This window comes from Salmonella sp. NW722, from assembly GCF_051702785.1.
Taxonomy (GTDB): Bacteria; Pseudomonadota; Gammaproteobacteria; order Enterobacterales; family Enterobacteriaceae; genus Salmonella; species Salmonella enterica.
In genome coordinates this window covers 249,836-272,480 of the sequence record NZ_JAMMIN010000006.1, presented here as the reverse complement: position 1 = coordinate 272,480, position 22,645 = coordinate 249,836, and the positions used below count along the sequence as shown (strand labels likewise).

General features: G+C 55.6%; 21 protein-coding genes. 10 read left to right on the top strand and 11 right to left on the bottom strand.

The genetic code is table 11. From position 1 onward, the window contains the following. Positions 1-247: 247 nt before the first annotated feature. The 4 genes from rpoH to ftsY form a co-directional block, all read right to left on the bottom strand. On the bottom strand, positions 248-1,102 hold the full coding sequence (rpoH, locus tag NA330_RS16770; protein ID WP_000159621.1) for an RNA polymerase sigma factor RpoH: 855 nt from the start codon (positions 1,100-1,102) through the stop codon (positions 248-250). Positions 1,103-1,347: 245 nt separating this feature from the next. Next, complete coding sequence (gene ftsX / locus NA330_RS16765) at positions 1,348-2,403, bottom strand: permease-like cell division protein FtsX (protein WP_023241885.1); 1,056 nt, start codon at positions 2,401-2,403, stop codon at positions 1,348-1,350. Beyond that, entirely contained in the window at positions 2,396-3,064 is a 669-nt protein-coding gene (ftsE, locus tag NA330_RS16760; RefSeq protein ID WP_000617729.1) for a cell division ATP-binding protein FtsE, read from the bottom strand. Before ftsE ends, ftsX begins: the two co-directional genes overlap by 8 nt. A 2-nt stretch (positions 3,065-3,066) precedes the next feature. Continuing rightward, positions 3,067-4,542 (bottom strand): signal recognition particle-docking protein FtsY, encoded by a 1,476-nt coding sequence (gene ftsY, locus NA330_RS16755; RefSeq protein ID WP_001118684.1) that lies wholly within the window; start codon positions 4,540-4,542, stop codon positions 3,067-3,069. A gap of 125 nt (positions 4,543-4,667) precedes the next feature. Between ftsY and rsmD the strand changes: the two genes are divergently transcribed. Next, positions 4,668-5,264: a 16S rRNA (guanine(966)-N(2))-methyltransferase gene (rsmD, locus tag NA330_RS16750; protein ID WP_000743275.1), complete on the top strand. Its 597-nt coding sequence runs from the start codon at positions 4,668-4,670 to the stop codon at positions 5,262-5,264. After that, the gene (locus NA330_RS16745) at positions 5,254-5,523 is read left to right on the top strand and encodes a DUF1145 family protein (RefSeq protein ID WP_000906759.1); all 270 of its coding nucleotides are present in this window, start codon (positions 5,254-5,256) and stop codon (positions 5,521-5,523) included. The genes rsmD and NA330_RS16745 overlap by 11 nt, the downstream gene beginning before the upstream one ends. Positions 5,524-5,544: 21 nt before the next feature. On the opposite strand, the gene NA330_RS16740 is transcribed toward NA330_RS16745, so the two are convergent. Then, positions 5,545-5,916: a DUF2500 domain-containing protein gene (locus tag NA330_RS16740; RefSeq protein ID WP_000042852.1), complete on the bottom strand. Its 372-nt coding sequence runs from the start codon at positions 5,914-5,916 to the stop codon at positions 5,545-5,547. Positions 5,917-6,057: 141 nt separating this feature from the next. Here NA330_RS16740 and NA330_RS16735 point away from each other — a divergent pair, with 141 nt between their 5' ends. From NA330_RS16735 to tcp, 3 genes are all read left to right on the top strand, one after another. Further along, on the top strand, positions 6,058-6,684 hold the full coding sequence (locus NA330_RS16735; protein ID WP_000964735.1) for a lysoplasmalogenase: 627 nt from the start codon (positions 6,058-6,060) through the stop codon (positions 6,682-6,684). 80 nt (positions 6,685-6,764) lie between these two features. Continuing rightward, entirely contained in the window at positions 6,765-8,963 is a 2,199-nt protein-coding gene (zntA, locus tag NA330_RS16730) for a Zn(II)/Cd(II)/Pb(II) translocating P-type ATPase ZntA (RefSeq protein WP_023241884.1), read from the top strand. A gap of 196 nt (positions 8,964-9,159) precedes the next feature. Continuing rightward, the gene (gene tcp, locus NA330_RS16725) at positions 9,160-10,803 is read left to right on the top strand and encodes a methyl-accepting chemotaxis citrate transducer (protein ID WP_023241883.1); all 1,644 of its coding nucleotides are present in this window, start codon (positions 9,160-9,162) and stop codon (positions 10,801-10,803) included. 23 nt (positions 10,804-10,826) lie between these two features. On the opposite strand, the gene tusA is transcribed toward tcp, so the two are convergent. Further along, positions 10,827-11,072 carry a sulfurtransferase TusA gene (gene tusA, locus NA330_RS16720; protein ID WP_001541054.1) on the bottom strand — a complete coding sequence of 82 codons (246 nt, stop codon included), beginning with the start codon at positions 11,070-11,072 and terminating at the stop codon, positions 10,827-10,829. A gap of 169 nt (positions 11,073-11,241) precedes the next feature. On the opposite strand from tusA, the gene NA330_RS16715 reads away from it, so the two are divergent. Further along, complete coding sequence (locus NA330_RS16715; protein WP_001518097.1) at positions 11,242-11,907, top strand: 7-cyano-7-deazaguanine/7-aminomethyl-7-deazaguanine transporter; 666 nt, start codon at positions 11,242-11,244, stop codon at positions 11,905-11,907. Positions 11,908-11,979: 72 nt separating this feature from the next. Beyond that, positions 11,980-12,537: a DcrB family lipoprotein gene (locus NA330_RS16710; RefSeq protein WP_001245277.1), complete on the top strand. Its 558-nt coding sequence runs from the start codon at positions 11,980-11,982 to the stop codon at positions 12,535-12,537. 3 nt (positions 12,538-12,540) lie between these two features. Here the strand turns inward: NA330_RS16710 and NA330_RS16705 are convergent, their stop codons facing one another. Then, a complete protein-coding gene (locus NA330_RS16705; protein WP_077248389.1) occupies positions 12,541-13,800 on the bottom strand; it encodes an MFS transporter in 1,260 nt (419 codons plus the stop codon). 89 nt (positions 13,801-13,889) lie between these two features. Between NA330_RS16705 and NA330_RS16700 the strand changes: the two genes are divergently transcribed. From NA330_RS16700 to nikR, 3 genes are all read left to right on the top strand, one after another. Continuing rightward, the gene (locus NA330_RS16700) at positions 13,890-14,939 is read left to right on the top strand and encodes an AI-2E family transporter (RefSeq protein WP_000179588.1); all 1,050 of its coding nucleotides are present in this window, start codon (positions 13,890-13,892) and stop codon (positions 14,937-14,939) included. Between the two features lie 51 nt (positions 14,940-14,990). Then, entirely contained in the window at positions 14,991-15,569 is a 579-nt protein-coding gene (gene acpT / locus NA330_RS16695; RefSeq protein ID WP_020899344.1) for a 4'-phosphopantetheinyl transferase AcpT, read from the top strand. Between the two features lie 91 nt (positions 15,570-15,660). Continuing rightward, the gene (nikR, locus tag NA330_RS16690; protein ID WP_001190057.1) at positions 15,661-16,062 is read left to right on the top strand and encodes a nickel-responsive transcriptional regulator NikR; all 402 of its coding nucleotides are present in this window, start codon (positions 15,661-15,663) and stop codon (positions 16,060-16,062) included. Positions 16,063-16,151: 89 nt separating this feature from the next. On the opposite strand, the gene NA330_RS16685 is transcribed toward nikR, so the two are convergent. The 4 genes from NA330_RS16685 to NA330_RS16670 all read right to left on the bottom strand — a co-directional run bounded on the left by NA330_RS16685 (position 16,152) and on the right by NA330_RS16670 (position 22,583). Beyond that, complete coding sequence (locus NA330_RS16685) at positions 16,152-17,276, bottom strand: ABC transporter permease (protein WP_001214750.1); 1,125 nt, start codon at positions 17,274-17,276, stop codon at positions 16,152-16,154. After that, positions 17,276-20,017, bottom strand: a complete 2,742-nt coding sequence (gene rbbA, locus NA330_RS16680) for a ribosome-associated ATPase/putative transporter RbbA (RefSeq protein ID WP_000202924.1) — start codon at positions 20,015-20,017, stop codon at positions 17,276-17,278. The genes NA330_RS16685 and rbbA overlap by 1 nt, the downstream gene beginning before the upstream one ends. Beyond that, the gene (locus NA330_RS16675; protein WP_000359837.1) at positions 20,014-21,081 is read right to left on the bottom strand and encodes an HlyD family secretion protein; all 1,068 of its coding nucleotides are present in this window, start codon (positions 21,079-21,081) and stop codon (positions 20,014-20,016) included. Before NA330_RS16675 ends, rbbA begins: the two co-directional genes overlap by 4 nt. A gap of 305 nt (positions 21,082-21,386) precedes the next feature. Beyond that, the gene (locus NA330_RS16670; protein WP_000439230.1) at positions 21,387-22,583 is read right to left on the bottom strand and encodes an NAD(P)/FAD-dependent oxidoreductase; all 1,197 of its coding nucleotides are present in this window, start codon (positions 22,581-22,583) and stop codon (positions 21,387-21,389) included. Positions 22,584-22,645 lie beyond the last annotated feature (62 nt).

Below are 22,645 nucleotides of genomic sequence, written 5' to 3'. Positions count from 1 at the left end.
CTAGCTACCCGTGCTTTAGCAGCATACTCTGCTAAAACATACCCGATTTTTATTATTTTGGAATAGCTAAATTTACATCCAGATAACAGATTTGTGTCGGTGGGGGGGAGGAAGGGCCCGTAGGCCAGATAAGCGAAGCGACATCGGGCAAACGTATTGCCGGATGGCAGCGTAAACGCCTTATCCGGCCTACAAAAAACAAAACCCCCGAATTCACATTCGAGGGTTCATTGGCAATTCGCGAAGATTACGCTTCGATCGCAGCGCGAAGCTTTTTCATGGCGTTCTTTTCAAGCTGGCGCACACGCTCAGCGGAGACGCCGTAACGATCGGCCAGCTCCTGCAACGTAGACTTATTGTCTTCGTCCAGCCAGCGAGCGCGGATAATATCCTGGCTACGCTCGTCGAGCCCCTGCATCGCGTCGGTCAGTCGGTTAGCGGCCTGCTCTTCCCAGTTATCGTCTTCAATGCCGTCGGCAAAGTTAGACGATTTATCCTGCAGATACAGCACCGGCGCCATTGGCTGGCTGTCGGACTCATCGTCCGAAGACATGTCAAACGTCATGTCCTGCGCCGCCATACGCGACTCCATCTCACGCACGTCTTTACTGGAAACACCCAGTTCGCGCGCCACCATTTCAACCTCATCCTGATTAAACCAGCCCAGACGCTGCTTGGTTTTACGCAGATTAAAGAACAGCTTACGCTGCGCTTTCGTGGTTGCGACTTTAACGATACGCCAGTTACGCAGCACGTATTCGTGAATTTCTGCTTTAATCCAGTGTACGGCGAAGGAGACCAGGCGCACGCCTACTTCCGGGTTGAAACGACGTACGGCTTTCATCAGGCCGATGTTGCCTTCCTGGATCAAATCCGCCTGCGGCAGACCATAGCCCGCATAGTTACGAGCAATATGAACAACAAAGCGCAGGTGAGACAGGATCAGCGTTTTAGCTGCTTCCAGATCGCCCTGGTAATGCAGCCTTTCAGCCAATGCCCGCTCCTCGTCAGCCGATAACATCGGCCACGCGTTCGCTGCCCGGATATAAGATTCCAGGTTGCCAACAGGGGCTAAAGCTAAATTTTGCATTTCTTTGGTCATTCAAATCCTCTCAATCAGTATTGCCTGGCACCGTCAGCGAGCAACAACCGTGCCAAAGCCGATGAGCAACGAGAATATCATCCACTCTTTTATCAGACAGTGATTTTATCCACAAGTTCAATGTAACACTGTGCATAATTTACACACATAATGTGACATGAAGATGAAACGCGGGGAAGAGACAACAGGGACTCTTTCCCTGCGAACGGAAGCCCATTGCAGGGAAAGATTATACCACGATTTTATCAATCGGGAGTAAAGTGACGTAAATGTTGCACCGTAGCCAGCCAGGCGGCGATCCAGCCGATCATGGAACAGACCAGCAGCAGCAACAGGCACTCATCGAACGATAAACCATTGAGATCAAACTTCGTGCCGAAGACCTGCGCCACTTCAGTCACCGCCGATGATAAACGCATTACCAAAATTTCAGACAATATCAGTGAAAGAAACGCGCCGGAAAAACCGAGCAACGCGCCGCCGTAGAGGAACGGACGCAGGATAAAGCCATCGGTCGCGCCAATCAGCTTTTGCACGTTAATGGTGTCGCGACGGGCAAAAATGCTCAGGCGCACGCTGTTGCCGATAACGAGGAAGACCGCCGCGACCATCAGCACGCCAATCATCGCCGACACGCGGCCCACCAGCCCGGTGAGCGCCGCCAGACGCGCAAACCAGCTATCATCCATGCGGACTTCGTCAATGCCGTTAATCTGCGAGATACGGTCGCGCAGCGTATTAAGCGAGGCGGTACTCTGGAAGTCCAGCTTGGGGATCACCACCGCCACCGCCGGCAGCGGGTTCTCTTCCAGCATGTCCAGCGCGCCGCCAAAACCCGACCAGTTGCGGAATTCTCCCAGCGCGTCCTCACGGGACAGGTAGTTGACCTTCTCAACGCCCTGCTCGGCCTGAAGCTGTCCAACAACCCGCGCCGCCGCATCATCATCCAGCGTTTTTTGCAGATAAACGGTGATCTGCGGCGACGGATAATACTGAGTCGCCGCCTGGTTGACGTTCTTATAGACCATGTAACAGACGCTGGGCAGCGTCAGGGAGATGGCGATCACCATCACCGTCAGAAACGTCGCCAGCGGTTTGCTTTTCAGATCTTGCAGCGCGCCGTGCCAGGCATAGCGCACCTGCTCATTAAAGACGTTCGTTTTACGTGAGTTCGGTTTCGGCGTCGGCTTCTGGCGTCCTGGCGCGTTGCGCCCGCCGCCTGTTCCGCCGTGAGACTTACGCAGTCGATCCAGCCGTCCGCCGAACTGCCTGATTTGGTTAATCGCGTCGCGCCTATTCATTGGCCAGGCCTCCATGCAGATGTCCATCGCTCAGGACGAGCTGCCTATAGGAACGACGGGAGATAAGTCCAATATCGTGCGTCGCCATCAGTACCGTCACCCCTACGCGGTTAAACTCTTCAAACAGACGTAAAATCCCTTCCGACAACGCGTCGTCCAGGTTCCCGGTCGGTTCATCCGCCAGCAATACCGCTGGCTTATTGACCACCGCGCGGGCGATGCCCACGCGCTGTTGTTCGCCTCCGGAGAGTTGAATCGGGAAGTTTCTCGCTTTGTCCAGTAGTCCAACCTTATCCAGCGCCGCCGACACACGACGACGGATATCATCGCCGCTGGCGCCGGCAATGATTAACGGTATCGCCACATTGTCATAGACCGTGCGATCCATCAGCAGATGGTGATCCTGGAAAATCATCCCAATCTGGCGGCGCAAAAACGGCACTTCGCGGTTTTTCAGGCGCGTAATATCATGCCCGCTGAAGAAGATTTTGCCGGCGCTGGGCCGCTCAATCCCACAGATTAGCTTCAGCAGGGTACTTTTCCCCGCGCCGGAGTGGCCGGTCAGAAACGCCATCTCGCCTGGCCGCATATGGAATGTCACTCCCTGCAGCGCTTGTCTCCCGCCGAGATAGGCCTTGCTGACATGTTCAAAGCGAATCATTGTTAATCCTCTCGGGCAAAAAGTGCCTCAATAAAATCGTCCGCCTTAAACGGACGCAAATCCTCGATACGTTCGCCCACGCCAATGTAACGGATAGGAATGCCAAACTGGTCAGCTACCGAGAAAATCACCCCGCCTTTCGCCGTACCGTCCAGCTTGGTCAGGGTAATACCGGTTAAGCCTACCGCTTCATGGAACAGTTTGGCCTGGCTTACCGCGTTCTGTCCGGTGCTGGCGTCAATGGTCAGCATAACTTCATGTGGCGCTTCTTCGTCCAGCTTTTTCATGACGCGAACGATTTTTTTCAGCTCTTCCATCAGGTGCGACTTGTTCTGCAGACGCCCTGCCGTATCGGCAATTAACACATCCACATTACGCGCCTTCGCGGCCTGGATAGCGTCAAAAATCACCGAGGCGGAGTCCGCGCCGGTATGCTGGGCGATAACCGGAATGTTGTTACGCTGTCCCCAGACCTGTAGCTGTTCGACCGCCGCCGCGCGGAAAGTATCCCCCGCCGCCAGCATCACTGATTTACCCTGCTGCTCAAACTGGCGCGCCAGTTTACCGATAGTAGTGGTTTTACCCACGCCGTTCACGCCAACCATCAGAATAACAAAAGGCGTTTTACCTTCAATATTAAGCGGTTCGTCTACCTTCGCCAGAATCTCGCCCATCTCGTCTTTCAACAGACCATACAGCGCCTCGGCATCTTTAAGCTGTTTGCGGCTGGCGCCTTCCGTCAGATTAGCGATAATCTTACGCGTGGTTTCCACCCCGACATCAGCGATGAGCAACTGCTCTTCCAGCTCCTCGAACAAATCATCGTCGATTTTCTTGCCGCGGAACAGACTGATAAATCCGGAACCGAGATTTTCTTTGGTTTTCAGCAGACTGCGTTTCAGGCGGGCAAAGAAACCTTCTTTAGTCGGTTTTTCCTGCTCCTGAACGATCGCTTCCACCGGCGCGTCTTCTTCCGCCGACGGAACAACCATCACCGCCTCTTCCGCCGCCTGAGCGGCCAGCGCCTGCGCTTCCAGCTCTTCGTCGGTGAATTTCGCCGCGTTTTCGCCCTCTTCTTCTACCGCGGCAATGACTTCTACGGTTTCCGCTTCGGCCTGCCACTCTTCCGCCGAGATAGCCTCGTCTTTGACCTCTTCCGGCAGCGGCAATTCCTCGCGTTCCACCGCGATCTGCGGCGCTGCCGTCTCAATGGCCGCCGCGGGCTCCGGCTCTACCGGCTGCGGTTTTTCGCTCTCCTGAACTTTCTCAGTAACGTCCACCACCTCTTCCGCAAAGGCTTCGGTTTCTGCTTTGCTGTGCGCGGGCGTTTGCGCGTCTACGTCTGCCGCCGTTTCAACAGGGGGCTCAACCGGTCGTTGTTCCTCAACAATCTGCTGTTCTTCGGTCTGTTCCTGCTTCTGCTCTTTATCACCGAAGCCCAACCAGGAAAAGAAGCCACGTTTTTTCTGTTTTGCCATCTGCGACTACACCCCTCGCGGCGCTATATACATGGAAGCTAAAAAAATGATGAAATAGTCTATCACTTAACTTAATTCACATCACCGCCTGGAATAACTTGCAACAGGCGGTTCGAGCAAGAGAAATGAAAAAACCGACTCACTCTGGCAGCGGCCAAATCCGCATTATTGGCGGGCAATGGCGTGGCCGTAAATTACCAGTTCCGGACAGCCCGGGTCTGCGTCCCACCACCGATCGCGTGCGCGAAACGTTATTTAACTGGCTGGCTCCGGTAATGGTAGACGCCCATTGTCTGGATTGCTTTGCCGGCAGCGGCGCGCTGGGTCTGGAAGCGCTATCACGTTATGCGGCCCAGGCAACGTTACTGGAAATGGATCGCGCCGTTTCGCAGCAGTTGCAAAAAAATCTGGCGACGCTGAAAGCCAACAATGCTCGCGTCGTCAATACCAATACTCTGGCCTTCCTCAGCCAGCCGGGGACGCCGCATCACGTCGTCTTTGTCGACCCGCCGTTTCGTAAAGGGCTGCTGGAAGAGACGTTACAATTGCTGGAAACCCAGGGATGGCTGGCCGACGACGCGCTAATTTATGTAGAAAGCGAGGTGGAAAACGGTCTGCCGCCCGTTCCGGCGAACTGGGCATTGTATCGAGAAAAGGTGGCCGGACAGGTCGCTTATCGTCTGTATCAGCGCGACGCGCAAGGAGAAAATGATGTTGATTAATCTGGGCCGCTTATTAATGCTCTTCGTGTGGGCATTTTTGATTCTTAATCTGGTGCATCCCTTCCCGCGCCCGCTCAATATCTTCGTCAACGTGGCGTTGGTGTTCATGGCGCTGATGCACGGTATGCAACTGGCGCTACTGAAATCAACGATACCGAAAGAGGGTCCGCAGATGACGACGGGAGAGAAAATCCGCATTTTCCTGTTCGGCGTGTTTGAGCTGCTGGTCTGGCAGAAGAAGTTTAAGAACAAAAAATAACGTTTGCTGCCGGATGACGGTTTATTCGTTATCCGGGGTACGGCTAACAAACCCGACGAACCGCGTTCCCTTATAGCTCAGCGTACCTTGATCGCCCACCGTCAAAGCGTGGTACTGCTGCGCTTGTAAACGGAACGTTTTTTCGAGACCGCCATTGAGCGGCTTAAAACTGGCCTCATAGCGCATACTGGTTCCCGCCGGGCTCACTTCCTGCTGGCGAGAGCGTCGGTCGTTAACCGGCTTCTCCCGTTTACTGCTGACCACGACCAGCTTTTGCTGTAACGGCGCCGCCTCATTAGCGGCTTTTTCCCGCCGTTGCTGAACGAAGCGAAACGACGCGGCAACCACGATTAATGCGATGATTATAATGAAGAAAAGCGGTGGCTTACTCATACTGTTAACCTGTCAGAAAATGCGGAAATAAGCATACCCTGCCCGTTATAGTGTTGTCATCTGACCGTCACGGCCTCTACACTGAATAATAGAGCCGCAAGCATACCGTTTGCGAAAAAATAACGAATTCAAGGAATTAAGATGCTTTGGTCGTTTATCGCTGTCTGCCTGTCCGCATGGCTGTATGTGGACGCCTCCTATCGCGGGCCAGCCTGGCAACGCTGGGTTTTTAAGCCCGTCACGTTATTACTGTTGCTGTTACTGGCCTGGCAAGCGCCGATGTTTGACGCCATCAGTTATCTTGTGTTGGCCGGACTGTGCGCCTCGCTGGTCGGCGATGCGTTAACGCTCTTACCGCGTCAACGCCTGCTGTACGCCGTCGGGGCATTTTTCTTATCGCATCTGCTCTACACCATTTACTTTGCCAGCCAAATGACGTTGTCGTTCTTCTGGCCGCTGCCGCTGGCGTTACTGATAGTCGGCGCGTTGCTTATCGCCGTTATCTGGACGCGACTGGAGGAGCTACGCTGGCCGGTATGTACTTTTATCGCCATGACGCTGGTCATGGTCTGGCTGGCGGGCGAACTGTGGTTCTTCCGCCCAACGGCGCCAGCCCTTTCGGCCTTTACCGGCGCGACGCTGCTGTTCATCGGCAATATCGTCTGGCTGGGTAGCCATTACCGCCGCCGTTTCCGGGCGGATAACGCGATTGCCGCCGCCTGCTACTTTGCAGGACACTTCCTGATTGTTCGCTCGCTGTACCTGTAAATAATAGCGCTTGACTCTGGAGTCGACTCCAGAGTGTATCCTCCGGTTAATGAGAAAATTATCATCAACCGGAGGACGTTATGTCGACCCCTGATACCGATGGCAAAAAAGTCCCGCCCTTTACCTCCTTCAGATTAGCCCCGGCAATACAGAAGGCCGATAGCTGCTGCTGCGAAGAACATTGCGCGTCCAGCGCGCCTGTTTCTACTGCCGTGGCAGGCACGCGCTATACCTGGAAAATCTCCGGCATGGACTGCGCCGCCTGCGCCCGAAAAGTGGAGAATGCGGTACGCCAAATTCGCGGCGTCAACCAGGCGCAAGTGCTGTTCGCCACCGAAAAGTTAGTGGTCGATGCCGACACCGACCTCCGCGCGCAAATTGAACACGCCGTACAGAAGGCGGGTTATACCTTGCGTAGTGAAGATTCGCGCGACGCCGCGCCTGAATCTCGTCTTAAAGAGAACCTGCCGCTTATTACGCTGATCATTATGATGGCGATAAGCTGGGGGCTGGAGCAATTTAACCACCCGTTCGGCCAACTGGCCTTTATCGCCACCACCCTGGTCGGTCTGTATCCTATTGCCCGCCAGGCGCTGCGGCTGATGAAAAGCGGCAGTTGGTTCGCTATTGAAACGCTGATGAGCGTCGCCGCCATTGGCGCGCTGTTTATTGGCGCGACGGCGGAGGCAGCAATGGTATTGCTGCTGTTCCTCATCGGCGAGCGCCTGGAAGGATGGGCCGCCAGCCGCGCCCGTAAAGGCGTCAGCGCGTTAATGGCGCTTAAACCGGAAACGGCGACCCGTCTGCGCGACGGCGTGCGGGAAGAGGTCGCTATTAATACCCTGCGACCGGGCGATATTATCGAAGTCGCCGCCGGGGGGCGTTTACCCGCCGACGGTAAACTGGTTTCCGGTTTCGCCAGCTTTGATGAAAGCGCGCTCACCGGCGAGTCTATCCCTGTGGAGCGCGCAACGGGCGACAAAGTCCCGGCAGGCGCGACCAGCGTTGACCGTCTCGTCACCCTGGAGGTGCTATCTGAACCTGGCGCCAGCGCGATTGACCGTATCCTGACGCTGATTGAAGAGGCGGAAGAGCGCCGTGCGCCCATTGAGCGGTTTATTGATCGTTTCAGTCGCATCTATACGCCAGTCATTATGGTCATCGCGCTGCTGGTGACGCTTATTCCGCCGCTGATGTTCGATGGCGGCTGGCAGGAGTGGATTTATAAAGGGCTGACGCTGCTATTAATCGGTTGCCCGTGCGCGCTGGTGATCTCCACGCCCGCGGCCATTACCTCCGGGCTGGCGGCGGCGGCACGGCGCGGCGCATTGATTAAAGGCGGCGCAGCGCTGGAGCAACTGGGCCGTATCACGCAGGTCGCCTTTGATAAAACCGGTACGTTGACCATTGGTAAACCACGGGTGACGGCGATTCATCCGGCAAGCGGTATCAGCGAAGCTGAACTGTTGGCGCTGGCGGCAGCCGTAGAACAAGGCGCTACGCACCCGCTGGCGCAGGCTATTGTCCGCGAAGCGCAGACACGCGATCTGGCGATCCCGACGGCGGAATCGCAGCGAACGCTGGCCGGCACCGGGATTGAAGCGCAGGTTAACGGCGAACGTATTCTGATTTGCGCGGCGGGAAAACAGCCTACGGCAGCGTTTGCCGGGCAAATTAGCGAACTGGAAAACGCCGGGCAGACGGTGGTTCTGGTGCTACGTAACGAGACCGTACTTGGCGTCCTCGCCCTCCAGGATACGTTGCGTGACGATGCGCGCGACGCCATCCGCGAACTGCATCAGTTAGGCGTTAACGGCGTGATTCTGACTGGCGATAACCCACGGGCGGCGGCAGCGATTGCCGGCGAGCTGGATCTGGCGTTTAAAGCCGGGCTACTGCCGGAAGACAAGGTGCGGGCAGTCACCGCCCTTAACCAACAAGCGCCGCTGGCAATGGTGGGCGACGGCATTAATGATGCGCCCGCGATGAAAGCCGCCAGTATCGGAATTGCGATGGGCAGCGGTACTGACGTTGCGCTGGAAACGGCTGACGCCGCCCTTACTCATAACCGTCTGCGCGGGTTAGCGCAGATGATTACGCTGGCGCGCGCTACCCACGCGAATATCCGGCAGAACATCACCATTGCGCTGGGGCTGAAAGCCATTTTCCTGGTGACGACGCTACTTGGTTTTACCGGGCTATGGCTGGCAATCCTGGCGGATACGGGAGCCACGGTATTGGTGACTGCCAACGCGCTACGTTTGCTGCGTAAAAACTAATCTTCTCCCACCCGGCGGCGTGTCGCCGGGTTATCCCGCGATATTCCTTTCTTTGTACATATTATTCACGCGAAAATTATTTATTTTCTATTACTTATCAAACCATTAATCAGAAATAGCGTGATTTGATGTAAGGTTAATTTTTATCCAACCGATATTGATCATACCGTCTACAAAATAAGGAATGTTAGGCACTATGAAAAATATCAAAGTCATCACCGGCGTTATCGCGACGCTGGGCATATTTAGCGCCTTATTGCTGGTGACAGGAATACTGTTTTATTCCGCCGTCAGCAGCGATCGGCTGAATTTCCAGAATGCGAGCGCGCTGAGTTACCAACAACAGGAACTGGGCGGCAGTTTTCAGACATTGATCGAAACCCGCGTCACCATTAACCGCGTGGCGATACGCATGTTAAAAAATCAGCGCGATCCCGCCTCACTGGACGCCATGAACACGCTGTTAACCAACGCTGGCGCGTCGCTCAACGAAGCGGAAAGGCATTTCAACAACTACGTGAACTCCGAAGCGATCGCGGGCAAAGATCCGGCGTTGGATGCCCAGGCCGAAGCCAGCTTTAAGCAGATGTATGACGTTTTGCAGCAGTCTATCCACTATCTTAAAGCCGATAATTACGCCGCCTATGGCAACCTTGACGCGCAAAAAGCGCAGGATGACATGGAGCAGGTATATGACCAGTGGCTCTCTCAAAATGCGCAATTAATAAAATTAGCCAGCGATCAGAATCAGAGCAGTTTTACCCAGATGCAATGGACGCTGGGGATAATTCTACTTATCGTACTCATCGTGCTGGCGTTTATCTGGCTGGGGCTGCAACGCGTTCTACTCCGCCCGCTGCAACGGATTATGGCGCACATTCAAACTATCGCCGACGGCGATCTTACCCATGAGATAGAGGCTGAAGGACGCAGTGAAATGGGCCAACTGGCTGCCGGTCTCAAAACGATGCAGCAGTCGTTAATCCGTACCGTCAGCGCGGTGCGCGATAACGCAGACTCTATCTATACTGGCGCAGGCGAAATTTCCGCCGGCAGCAGCGACCTCTCTTCCCGTACCGAACAGCAGGCCTCGGCGCTGGAGGAAACCGCCGCCAGCATGGAACAGTTAACCGCCACGGTACGGCAAAACACCGATAACGCACGACAGGCGACGGGTCTGGCGAAAACCGCATCAGAAACCGCGCGTAAAGGAGGACGCGTGGTGGATAACGTAGTGAGCACCATGAACGATATCGCCGAAAGCTCGGAAAAAATCGTGGACATCACCAGCGTGATTGACGGTATCGCCTTCCAGACTAATATCCTGGCGCTGAACGCCGCGGTAGAAGCCGCCCGCGCCGGCGAACAGGGGCGAGGATTCGCGGTTGTGGCCGGAGAGGTACGCACGTTGGCCAGCCGTAGCGCGCAGGCCGCCAAAGAGATCAAAGTGCTGATTGAAAACTCCGTGTCGCGCATTGATACCGGCTCTACGCAGGTACGCGAAGCGGGAGAAACCATGAAAGAGATCGTCAACGCCGTGACTCGCGTGACCGATATTATGGGCGAAATCGCCTCTGCCTCCGATGAGCAAAGCAAAGGCATTGAGCAGGTGGCGCAGGCGGTATCGGAAATGGACAGCGTGACGCAGCAAAACGCCTCGCTGGTAGAAGAATCCGCAGCAGCGGCGGCGGCGCTGGAAGATCAAGCTAACGAACTTCGTCAGGCGGTCGCCGCGTTCCGCATCCAGAAACAGCCTCGTCGGGAGGCGTCGCCGACGCCGTTAAGCAAAGGTTTAACACCACAGCCCACCGCAGAACAGGCGAACTGGGAAAGCTTCTAATCAGAATGCTATCTGCCGTGCAGTTAATGCGCTTTACGCAATAAATAACGGTACGGCAGACCCTCCGTCTCTTGCGCCAGCAAATCGTGTTCCATAAAGGTACAGAACCCCGGAATATCACGCGTCGTCGCCGGATCGTCGGCGATAATCAGCAATGTTTCGCCAGTTTGCATGTTGCGCACCGTTTTGCGCACCATCATTACCGGTTCAGGGCAACGCAGCCCCAGGGCGTCAAGCGTATGGTCAGGGGAGGAAAACAGATCGCTCATCTTCGTCTCAATAGTAGAAAAACGGCGATATTTTACGCCCATCTTCGTCAGTAAGCCAGGCAGGTTAACGATTGCGTGAAAATTAGCCATTGCAATGCCAGCGCAAAACAGTATCATGCGGCGGTTCTTTATTGGGTTCCCTCACCCCATCCAACAAAAAGGTCACAATATGACTCCGTTTACACAATCACAGCGCGTAAAAGCGTTGTTCTGGCTATCGCTATTCCATTTACTGGTGATCATTTCCAGTAACTATCTGGTGCAGCTCCCCATCACTATTTTTGGTTTCCACACGACCTGGGGCGCGTTTAGTTTTCCTTTTATTTTTCTCGCCACCGATCTTACCGTGCGTATTTTTGGCGCACCGCTGGCGCGCCGCATTATCTTCGCCGTCATGATCCCTGCGCTGCTGGTGTCATATGTGGTGTCATCGCTGTTCTATATGGGCGCCTGGCAAGGTTTCGCCGCGTTGGCGAACTTTAATCTGTTCGTCGCCCGTATCGCCGCCGCCAGCTTTATGGCCTACGCGCTGGGACAGATCCTTGATGTCCATGTGTTTAACCGCCTGCGCCAAAATCGTCGCTGGTGGCTGGCGCCGACCGCTTCAACGCTGTTTGGCAATATCAGCGATACCCTTGCCTTTTTCTTCATTGCGTTCTGGCGAAGCCCCGATGCCTTTATGGCCGGGCACTGGATGGAAATTGCGCTAGTGGATTATTGCTTTAAGGTGCTCATCAGCATTATTTTCTTCCTGCCGATGTACGGCGTTCTACTGAATATGTTGCTGAAAAAGCTGGCAGATAAATCTGAAATTTCCCCATTACCGGCAAGTTAAAGGTTCGTTTTCCGAGTTGTGATAAGATGAGCGAATGAGCCGTTATGGCCGTTTATCGAAAGGAAGAAGTCAATGCGCAATTTGGTTAAATATGCCGGTATTGGCCTGCTGGTTATGGGGCTTGCGGCCTGTGATAACAACGATACAAAAGCGTCGGCAGAAAGCGCCGCCGCAGAAAGCCAGGCCTCCGGTCAGCCCATCAGCCTGATGGATGGCAAACTCAGTTTCTCACTGCCGGCGGATATGACCGATCAAAGCGGTAAGCTGGGCACCCAGGCGAATAATATGCACGTTTATTCTGACCCGACGGGCCAGAAAGCGGTGATTGTTATCGTCGGCGATAATACCGATGAAGCGTTGCCGGTGCTGGCGAACCGCCTGCTTGAGCAACAGCGTAGCCGTGACCCGCAGCTTCAGGTGGTTACCAATAAGTCTATTGAGCTCAAAGGCCATACGTTGCAACAACTGGACAGCATTATCTCCGCGAAGGGCCAGACGGCGTACTCTTCCATCGTGCTGGGCAAAGTGGATAACCAATTGCTGACGATTCAGGTCACGCTGCCTGCGGACAATCAGCAAAAAGCGCAAACCACGGCTGAAAACATCATCAATACGTTGGTTATTAAGTAACCTTTACGACGATGATGCGGCCTCCGGCAGTGCAGACGGAGGCCGTTTTTTTAAGCGCCAGGTCAGCAATAGCGCCATAGTTACCAGCCCGGCTGCCGCCAGATAAATCACCGGCACGCCCGCCCAGGTCATCACCAGCCCCGCCAGCGGCCCGGTAACCCCCAAAGACATATCCATAAAGACGGTATAGGTCGCCAGCGCCGCGCCCTGGTTCTGCGGCGGCACGGCTTTGACGGCCACCACGCCCAGCGCCGGAAAGACCAGCGAAAACCCCATCCCCGTGAGTAAAACGCCGATTTTTGCCATCCACGGCATGGCTGCCGTCCCCACCAGTAACAGACCAATAATCTCCACGCCAAAGCAGATCATGGCGACATTCAACCCGCCTAAACGATTGATGCCGTTAGGGAACAGCAAACGCGTGCCGACAAACGCGACGCTAAATAACGTGAGCGCAAAGGCAGCGCCATCCCAACCTTTAGCATCATAAAATAAGGTAATAAACGTCGCGATGACGCCAAACCCTGCCGAGGCCAGCGCCAACGCCATACCATACAGCCAGACACGCCCCAGCACCGCGCGAAACGGCAGCGGCTTGCCTTTGTTCGCCTTCACCGACGGACGTGGAAGCGCTAACAGTATCGCCAACAGCGCCACGCCCATCACCGTTAGCGCCAGCCCCTGTAACCCGCCCCAGGCATAACACAGCACGCCCAGCGGCGCGCCCATCGCCATTGCGCCGTAGGTGACGATACCGTTCCAGGAGATGACCCGACCAATATGCAACGACCCGACGACGCCGACGCCCCACAGTGTCGAACCGGTGCCGGCAAAACTTTGCCCAATCCCCAAAATCACGCGACCCAGCCCCAGTAGCAACAAACTGATCATCGGCCAGGCGCTGGCGATATCCGCCAGCAGGTAGCCGAGTCCGCTTAAAAAACAGCCGCATAAGCCAAAGACAACGATTTTTTTCGGCCCTAATACATCCGCATACCGCCCGGCATGGGGACGGCTTAACAGAGTGGCGAAGTATTGCAGGCTGATAATAAGCCCCGCCCAGAACGCACTGAATCCCATCGCATCATGCACATAGCCGGGCAAGACGGCGAGCGGCAGGCCGATGGTCAGGTAGCTGGCAAAGTTAAACATCACAATGGAGACAATACGCAGATTGAGGCGCAATCCGTTTAGCGCCGGTTCAGCGACGGGTTCGGGCATGAGTATCACCGCATTTTTACAACATGTTTTCTTTTCTATCATGGCGCGCGGTGAAAATCAGTAGTGAGATTCAGATTATCGGTATCAGGGCAGCCGCTACACTTAGAAAAAAACACAACAAGGAAAACTTCATGGCAACCGCTCAACCCGACAAAACGGGTATGCATATTCTGCTGAAACTGGCCTCCCTGGTTATTATTCTCGCCGGGATTCATGCCGCGGCGGATATTATTGTACAACTCTTGCTGGCGCTCTTTTTCGCCATTGTTCTTAATCCATTAGTGACCTGGTTTATTCGCCGGGGCGTGAAGCGACCGCTGGCGATTACTATCGTGGTGGTCGTCATGCTGATCGTGCTTACCGCGCTGGTGGGTGTGCTTGCTGCATCGCTTAATGAATTTATCGCTATGCTGCCTAAATACAGCAAGGAGCTGACGCGTAAGGTCTTACACCTTCAGGAGTTAATGCCCTTCCTGAATTTACATATGTCGCCGGAACGTATGCTCCGCGGGATGGATTCCGATAAAATTATGCTCTTCACCACAACATTAATGACCGGCGTATCGGGCGCGATGGCAAGCATTGTGCTGCTGGTGATGACCGTGGTTTTTATGCTGTTTGAGGTGCGTCACGTGCCTTATAAATTACGTTTCGCGCTAAACAATCCACAAATCCATATTGCCGGCCTGCACCGCGCCCTGAAAGGCGTCTCGCATTATCTGGCGCTGAAAACACTGCTCAGTTTATGGACGGGCGCGATTATCTGGCTGGGGCTGGCGCTAATGGATATTCAGTTTGCGCTAATGTGGGGCGTACTGGCCTTTTTGCTCAATTACGTTCCTAATATCGGCTCGGTGATTTCCGCCGTTCCCCCCATGATTCAGGCGCTGTTATTTAACGGTTTTTACGAGTGCGTACTGGTCGGCGCGCTCTTTTTGGTGGTCCATATGGTGATTGGCAACATTATGGAGCCACGCATGATGGGCCATCGTCTGGGGATGTCCACGCTGGTGGTATTTCTTTCGTTACTGGTCTGGGGATGGCTATTAGGCCCGGTCGGGATGCTCTTGTCCGTTCCTTTGACCAGCGTCTGCAAAATCTGGATGGAAACCACTAAAGGCGGCAGCAAACTGGCGATCTTACTGGGGCCAGGCCGACCGAAAAGCCGTTTACCGGGATGAGGCGACAGATGCTACAATCTCCTCTTCTTCATAGGCAACGTTGGTCCTGATATGTACCAGGTCGTTCTGGGAAAAGTGTCAACATTAAGCGCAGGTCAATTGCCCGACGCGTTAATCGCTCAGGCGCCGCAGGGCGTTCGCCGGGCAAGCTGGCTGGCCGGGCGCGTGCTGCTTTCCCGTGCGCTCTCGCCGCTACCGGAGATGGTGTATGGCGAACAGGGTAAACCGGCTTTTTCCGCCGGAACGCCGCTGTGGTTTAACCTCAGCCATAGCGGCGACACTATTGCGCTGTTGCTTAGCGACGAAGGTGAAGTCGGCTGCGATATTGAAGTGATCCGCCCGCGCGATAACTGGCGTTCGCTGGCGAATGCGGTATTCAGCCTCGGCGAACATGCTGAAATGGAAGCGGAACGTCCGGAGCGACAACTGACGGCCTTCTGGCGTATCTGGACGCGTAAAGAAGCCATCGTAAAACAACGCGGCGGCAGCGCCTGGCAAATCGTCAGCGTGGACAGCACGTTGCCCTCTGCCTTGTCGGTCAGCCAGTGTCAGCTCGATACGCTCAGTCTGGCAGTCTGTACCCCCACACCGTTTACGCTGACGCCGCAGACGATAACAAAAGCGTTATGACACATTAATTTTTCCCTCTGGCGGCGGACGTGTGTTACAAAATGCGGAGCTTCCCATGCGCCGACGCGCCATACCAAAAGGTTTAAGTCAGATGCAACGTGTCACCATCACCCTCGATGACGATTTACTGGAAACGCTGGACAGCCTGAGCCAGCGACGCGGCTATAACAATCGCTCCGAAGCGATCCGTGATATTCTGCGCGGCGCTCTGGCGCAGGAGGCCACTCAGGAACACGGCACACAGGGTTTCGCAGTACTTTCATATGTTTATGAACATGAGAAACGGGATTTAGCCAGCCGCATCGTCTCCACCCAGCATCATCATCATGATTTATCCGTCGCCACGCTGCACGTCCATATCAACCACGATGACTGTCTGGAGATCGCCGTTCTGAAGGGCGATATGGGCGACGTACAGCATTTTGCCGATGATGTTATCGCCCAGCGCGGCGTGCGCCACGGCCACTTGCAGTGTTTGCCGAAAGAAGACTAACGCCGGGGGCGCTTCGCTTGCCCGGCCTACGCTCGCACGTCTGTCGTTTGTAGGCCGGATGAGGCGCAGCCGCCATCCGGCAATAATGTTCACGCCATTGTGCCAATCGTTTTTCTGAAGCGTAACAGCGCTATCAGGAAGAACACGCCGCCTATCGCCAACAGGGTCAGGAACTGCGGCCAGACGATACTCAAACCTGCGCCGCGATAAAGAATAGCCTGGGCAAGGCTGACAAAATGCGTCGTCGGCATGGTCAGCATAATATCCTGCACCGCCTGCGGCATACTTTCGCGCGGCGTGGAACCGCCGGAAAGCATTTGTAGCGGTAACAGTACCAGAATCATTAATAACCCCAGTTGCGGCATCGAACGGGCGATGGTGCCCATAAAAATCCCAATTGAAGTGGTGGCGAACAGGCTCAGCGCTACGCCCAACATAAACAATGGGATCGATCCTTCAATCGGTACGCCAAGTACGCCTTTCACCATCAACATCAAAGACAAACCGGAAACCACCAGCACGACCAGCCCCATCGACCACACTTTCGCCATCATGATCTCAAAGGGCGTGACCGGCATCACCAACAGATGCTCTACCGTGCCGTGTTCTCGCTCGCGGATCAGCGCCGATCCGGTCAGCACTATCGCCAGCATGGTAATGTTGTTGATAATCGCCATCACGCCGCCAAACCACGCCGGGTCCAGATTCGGGTTAAAGCGCATCCGAATCTCCAGCGACACCGGCTGAACGTTATCTCCCCGCGCGCGCGCCACAAAGCTGTTGACCTCGCCGCTAATAATATTCTGGATATAACTGTTGCCGGTAAACGCCTGACTCATGCGCGTCGCATCGACGTTAACCTGAATATCAGGCTGACGTCCGGCCAGCACATCACGCTGGAAATTCGGCGGAATATTGACCGCAAAGGTATAGCGTCCGGCATCCAGTCCGGCATCCATTTCCGTTGCCGTAATCATCTCCGGCGGCAGAAACCACGGGCGGTAAAAACTATTCACAATACGGTTCGACAACTGTGACTGATCCATATCGGCGATGGCGATAGGGGCAAGATGCAACGAACCGGGCAGGACGGTAGCGGAGGAGTAAACCGAAATCGTAAAGGCGAAGACGATCAGCGCCAGCATCGCTTTGTCGCCCAGCAGACTGCGCAGTTCTTTGACGCCGAGGTTATAAATATTACGTAATCCGCGCATTACCCCTCCTGTTTTTTCAGCAGCAGAATGCTCAGACCCATCACCACCGGGACGGCAATCAGTAACGGCATAAATAACGGCCAGAGATCGGACAGATCCAACGCTTTGGAAAACGTCCCGCGCGCGATCGTCAGAAAATGGCTGGTCGGGTAGATCTCGCCGATCCATCTTCCCGGTCCTTCCAGCGAAGCCACCGGATCGATCATGCCGGAAAATTGTGTTGCCGGAATGAGGGTAATAATCGACGTCCCAAAAATAGCGGCGATTTGGCTCTTCATAAACGTGGAGATCAGCAGCCCCAGACCGGTGGCGATGATGACGTAAAGTAGCGCCGCGAGGGTAAGCGTGAGAAAGCTGCCTTTCAGCGGCACGCCGAACACAAAGACCGACAGCGCGCACAGTAGCAAGAAGTTCAGCATACCCAGCGCGATATACGGCAGTTGTTTACCCAGCAAAAATTCGCTGCGCGTCGTCGGCGTTACGTACAGATTAATCATCGACCCCAACTCTTTCTCCCGCACCACGCTCAGGGCGCTAAGCATTGACGGGATCATCATGAGCAGCAGCGGAATGACCGCCGGCACGATAGCGGGCAGACTTTTCACATCCGGGTTATAACGATAGCGCGTTTCAATATTGAGCAGCCCGGTCTGTTTAACCGGGTTCGGCTGACGACTTGCCGCCTCCTGCAGCCAGCTTTGGTGCATCGCCTGAACGTACCCCTTCACCGTCTCGGCGCGGCTGGGCATGGCGCCATCCACCCAGACGCCAATCTGCGCTGGCGTACCGCGAGCAATATCGCGGCCAAAATTAGGCGGGATCTCAATGGCAACCGCCAACTCTCCCGAACGCATCCGCCGGTCAAGCTCGTCATAGCTGGCGAGCGGCGGCTGTTCGATAAAATAGCGCGATCCCGCCAGATTGAGCGACCATGCCTGGCTGCTGACGGTTTGATCGCGGTCGAGTACGGCAAAACGCAGGTTCTCCACGTCCATACTGATGCCATAGCCCATAATCAGCATCAGAATTACCGTTCCCAGCAGCGCCAGCGTGGAACGTACCGGATCGCGGCGTAGCTCCAGCGCTTCGCGGCGACTGTAGCTGAACAAACGCCGGAAGCTCAATCCCTGCCGCGACGGTTTACCTGACGCGGCGGGCGTCTGGGATGGCGGTATTGGGGTTTCAGGCGCCGCTCCCGCAGCTTCCTGTAGCCAGGAAATAAACGCCGCCTCCAGATTGGCCGCGCCCCGCTGTTGCACCAATTCCTGCGGCGTACCGCTGGCGAGCACTTTACCGGCGTGCATCAATGACATTCGGTCGCAACGTTCCGCTTCGTTCATAAAATGGGTCGAGATAAAAATCGTCACCTTATCCTGACGCGAAAGATCGACCATAAGCTGCCAGAACATATCCCTGGCGACCGGATCAACGCCGGACGTTGGCTCATCAAGAATCAGCATTTCCGGGCGATGGATCACCGCTACCGCCAGCGATAAACGCTGGCGGATACCGAGCGGCAACGAAGCGGGGAGCGTATCTTCCACCTCCGTTAGCATAAAGCGTTCGATCATCTGCGCGACGCGCGCCGGGATCTCCGCTGGCGGAATATGAAACAGGCGGGCATGAAGTTCCAGATTCTGCCGCACGGTGAGTTCGTTATAGAGCGAAAAAGCCTGCGACATATACCCGACCCGGCGACGAGTATCGATGTCGTTCGGGTCTACCGGCTGGCCAAATAGCCAGGCCTGGCCTTCGCTGGCGGGAAGCAGACCGGTCAGCATTTTCATGGTGGTCGATTTGCCGCAACCGTTTGAACCGAGGAAGCCAAAAATCTCGCCGCGCGGAATGCGGAAATTAACATGGTCAACCGCGACGAACTTACCGAAGCGCATGGTCAGATCTTTCGCCTCAATGGCAATCTCTTCCTGCTCAGCGTGATACGGCGGGATCACCACTGGCTTATGCGCCTGGCGCTGCGCTTCTGGCAACAGGGCGATAAACGCCTGTTCCAGCGTCGCGCTATGGGTTTTTGCCCGCAGTTGCTGCGCGCTGCCGGTTGCCAGTATCTCGCCCGCATTCATCGCCACCAGCCAGTCAAAACGCTCCGCCTCTTCCATATAGGCCGTTGCGACCAACACGCTCATATTGGTCTGGCGCTGGCGGATACTGTCGATTAAGTCCCAGAACTGAGCGCGGGAGAGCGGGTCCACGCCGGTGGTAGGCTCATCAAGAATCAGCAATTCCGGGTCATGAATCAGCGCACAGCACAGCCCCAGCTTTTGTTTCATCCCACCGGACAGCTTCCCGGCAGGACGGTCACGAAACGGCGCCAGGCCGGTGCTGTTCAGCAGCTCGGTAATACGCGCTTCGCGTTCAGCTTTGTCATGACCAAAGAGACGAGCGAAAAAATCGACGTTCTCATAAACCGATAACGTGTGATAAAGGTTTTTCCCCAGCCCCTGCGGCATCCAGGCGATGCGCGGACAGACGTCGCGGCGATGTTTCGCATCGCGCATATCGCCGCCCAGGACGATAACGTTCCCTTGCTCAATCACCCGCGCGCCAGAAATCAGCGACAGCAGGCTCGACTTACCCACCCCGTCCGGACCAATCAGCCCGACCATACTACGGGCGGGAATGTCCAGCGTGATATTGTTCAGCGCGACCGTTTTTCCGTAATGCTGGCTCACCCCCTCAAGCTGCGCCACGGGAGGAACAGGCACCAGCGTCAGCGACGTCATTGCGACAACCTCACGTTCAGATCGTCAGGCCAGGGCACGCGCTCATCCAGACGAACCCAGGCCATTCCCGGTAAACCGGTTTTGACATATTCCAGATGCTGCCGTAACAGCTCTGGCGGAATACGCGCTTTGACGCGGAACATCAGCTTCAGCCGTTCATCGTGGGTTTCCACGGTTTTGGGCGTGAACTGCGCCACGCTGGCGACAAAACTGATCGTCGCCGGAATACGCAGATCCGGTGCGGCGTCCAGCACCAGTCGCGCTTCGCCGCCGATCTTCAACAACCCCGCCTGTTCGGTCGGCAGGAAAAATGTCATATAAACATCGCTGAGATCGACCATGTTCAACACCCGGCCGCCAGCCGATAACACTTCGCCCGGCTCCGCAACGCGGTACTGCACGCGTCCATCGCGCGGCGCTTTTAATTCGCTGTCGTCGATGTCGGCGACAATACGCCGCTCGGTCGCCTGCGCCGCTTCCACGCGCGTTTGCGCCTGGATAATACTGGTACGCGCCGCCTCAATCGCCGCTTTTGCCGCAGATACCTGCGCTTTGGCGGTCTCCAGGGCGGCGCGCGCGCTTTCCGCCGCCGCGCGATCGTCATCTAACTGTTGTACAGATACCGCGCCACGCTGCGACAGCGAACGGGAACGCACGTGACGTTTAGAGACGGAGTCCAGCTCAGCTTCCCGCTGTTTGACGACCGACTGCGCGGCGCGCATTTCACTCTGACGTTGCTCCAGCAAGGCGCGGGCGGCGGCAACTGCGCTCTCGGCCTCTTTAATCTGCGCAATCGCCTCCAGCCGCTGCTCCTGCAGCACGCGGGTATCCATTTTCGCCAGCACCTCGCCCTGACGAACGAACTGCCCTTCCGAAACGAGGATGGTATCAATACGCCCGGCAATCTTAGTGGCAATATCCACTTCGGTGGCTTCAATTCTGCCGTTGCTGGCGGCAAATCCCTCCGGTATTCCCGCAGGGCGCAGCATCCACCAGGCTATCGCGGCCACCGCCACAAGAATCCCCGCTCCCCACCACACCAGATGACGCTTCATTTTGTCCATAATCGACCCGCCGTAATCCCTGTTGTCTAACCATGCGTGTCACAAAGTCCGCCAAGCGTGCGCTCAGCGGGGATTTCCATTCGGGATAAGAATGAAAAAAGAAAAGGGGCCAGACGACGAACAGACGCCGATGAAGCGCTCGCCGTCAAAGGGAGTGAATGATGTAGGTACCCGGAAAAGAGGGAGTAATGTTGTCATCATCAGCGTTCCTGGCCGTAAATGAAACACGCATACTCATAACTGCTATAAATCGATACTAACACCTCTGTCCGGGATGTCTATTCGCTTATTGTTTGTAATGGTACTTAGCGTTTTGCCGCCAAATCCTGCGCGCAGGCCCAGGCGCTCGACCACGCCCACTGGAAGTTATAGCCGCCCAACCAGCCGGTGACGTCCATCACTTCGCCGATAAAATAGAGACCCGGCACGCGGCGCGCTTCCATAGTCCGCGATGATAGTTCGTTTGTATCCACGCCGCCCAGCGTCACTTCCGCTGTCCGATAGCCTTCGGTGCCGTTAGGCTGCACTTGCCAGGCCGTAAGCGTGTCAACCAACGCCTGCTGGTCACGAACGTTCAACTGCCTGAGCGATACATCCGGGATGTGTCCCAACTGTTGTAAACACTCCACCAACCGTTTCGGCAGATGCATCGCCAGCGTGTTCTTCAGACTCTGGTTCGGGTGCGCGTTACGCTGTTCATTGAGAACGTCTTCCAGCGAGAGGTCCGGCAATAAGTTAATGCTCACTAACTCCCCCGGTTGCCAGTAGCTGGAAATCTGTAAAACAGCGGGGCCGGACAGCCCACGATGGGTAAAAAGTAGGTTTTCTCGAAATACCGTGCCATTGCGGGCGGTAATCACGCAGGGCACAGAGACGCCAGACAGCGTCTGGAGCTGTTCTAACAGCGGCTTATGTAGGGTAAAAGGCACCAGCCCGGCGCGCGTCGGCAACACCTTGAGACCAAACTGTTCGGCGATTTTATAGCCAAACGGTGATGCGCCAAGCCCCGGCATCGACAGGCCGCCGCTGGCAATCACCAGCTTTTGCGTAGTCACCGTCTCGCCGTTCAACGCCAGTACGAAACCCGACTCATCACGCTCGACGCTCAATACCTCGCTACGCAGGCGCATCGTTACGCCGCCTTTGTCGCACTCGGCAACCAGCATATCGACAATGCGTTGGGCGGAATCATCGCAAAAAAGCTGTCCCAGCGTTTTCTCATGCCAGGCTATCCCATACCTGCCGACCAGATCGATAAAGTCCCACTGGGTATAGCGGGCTAATGCTGATTTGCAAAAATGGGGGTTCTGGCTCAAATACGCAGCAGGCTCAACATAAAGATTAGTAAAGTTGCAGCGCCCGCCGCCGGACATGAGGATTTTACGTCCTGGCTTCTTGCCATTATCGATGAGCAGCACGCGGCTACCCGCCTGTCCTGCCTGCGCGGCGCAAAACATGCCCGCTGCGCCAGCGCCTATAATAACGGCATCAAACCTTTCCACGTCGCCTTCCTCTCTCAAATTCGGGCGGGAATTGTAAAGTTTCCTCAGTGGTCGCACCAGCG

Excerpts from the sequence above, each read along its gene's own strand:
- rpoH (WP_000159621.1), bottom strand. The coding sequence starts at position 1,102 with ATGACCAAAGAAATGCAAAATTTAGCTTTAGCCCCTGTTGGCAACCTG.
- ftsX (WP_023241885.1), bottom strand. The coding sequence starts at position 2,403 with ATGAATAGGCGCGACGCGATTAACCAAATCAGGCAGTTCGGCGGACGG.
- ftsE (WP_000617729.1), bottom strand. The coding sequence starts at position 3,064 with ATGATTCGCTTTGAACATGTCAGCAAGGCCTATCTCGGCGGGAGACAA.
- ftsY (WP_001118684.1), bottom strand. The coding sequence starts at position 4,542 with ATGGCAAAACAGAAAAAACGTGGCTTCTTTTCCTGGTTGGGCTTCGGT.
- rsmD (WP_000743275.1), top strand. The coding sequence starts at position 4,668 with ATGAAAAAACCGACTCACTCTGGCAGCGGCCAAATCCGCATTATTGGC.
- NA330_RS16745 (WP_000906759.1), top strand. The coding sequence starts at position 5,254 with ATGTTGATTAATCTGGGCCGCTTATTAATGCTCTTCGTGTGGGCATTT.
- NA330_RS16740 (WP_000042852.1), bottom strand. The coding sequence starts at position 5,916 with ATGAGTAAGCCACCGCTTTTCTTCATTATAATCATCGCATTAATCGTG.
- NA330_RS16735 (WP_000964735.1), top strand. The coding sequence starts at position 6,058 with ATGCTTTGGTCGTTTATCGCTGTCTGCCTGTCCGCATGGCTGTATGTG.
- zntA (WP_023241884.1), top strand. The coding sequence starts at position 6,765 with ATGTCGACCCCTGATACCGATGGCAAAAAAGTCCCGCCCTTTACCTCC.
- tcp (WP_023241883.1), top strand. The coding sequence starts at position 9,160 with ATGAAAAATATCAAAGTCATCACCGGCGTTATCGCGACGCTGGGCATA.
- tusA (WP_001541054.1), bottom strand. The coding sequence starts at position 11,072 with ATGAGCGATCTGTTTTCCTCCCCTGACCATACGCTTGACGCCCTGGGG.
- NA330_RS16715 (WP_001518097.1), top strand. The coding sequence starts at position 11,242 with ATGACTCCGTTTACACAATCACAGCGCGTAAAAGCGTTGTTCTGGCTA.
- NA330_RS16710 (WP_001245277.1), top strand. The coding sequence starts at position 11,980 with ATGCGCAATTTGGTTAAATATGCCGGTATTGGCCTGCTGGTTATGGGG.
- NA330_RS16705 (WP_077248389.1), bottom strand. The coding sequence starts at position 13,800 with ATGATAGAAAAGAAAACATGTTGTAAAAATGCGGTGATACTCATGCCC.
- NA330_RS16700 (WP_000179588.1), top strand. The coding sequence starts at position 13,890 with ATGGCAACCGCTCAACCCGACAAAACGGGTATGCATATTCTGCTGAAA.
- acpT (WP_020899344.1), top strand. The coding sequence starts at position 14,991 with ATGTACCAGGTCGTTCTGGGAAAAGTGTCAACATTAAGCGCAGGTCAA.
- nikR (WP_001190057.1), top strand. The coding sequence starts at position 15,661 with ATGCAACGTGTCACCATCACCCTCGATGACGATTTACTGGAAACGCTG.
- NA330_RS16685 (WP_001214750.1), bottom strand. The coding sequence starts at position 17,276 with ATGCGCGGATTACGTAATATTTATAACCTCGGCGTCAAAGAACTGCGC.
- rbbA (WP_000202924.1), bottom strand. The coding sequence starts at position 20,017 with ATGACGTCGCTGACGCTGGTGCCTGTTCCTCCCGTGGCGCAGCTTGAG.
- NA330_RS16675 (WP_000359837.1), bottom strand. The coding sequence starts at position 21,081 with ATGGACAAAATGAAGCGTCATCTGGTGTGGTGGGGAGCGGGGATTCTT.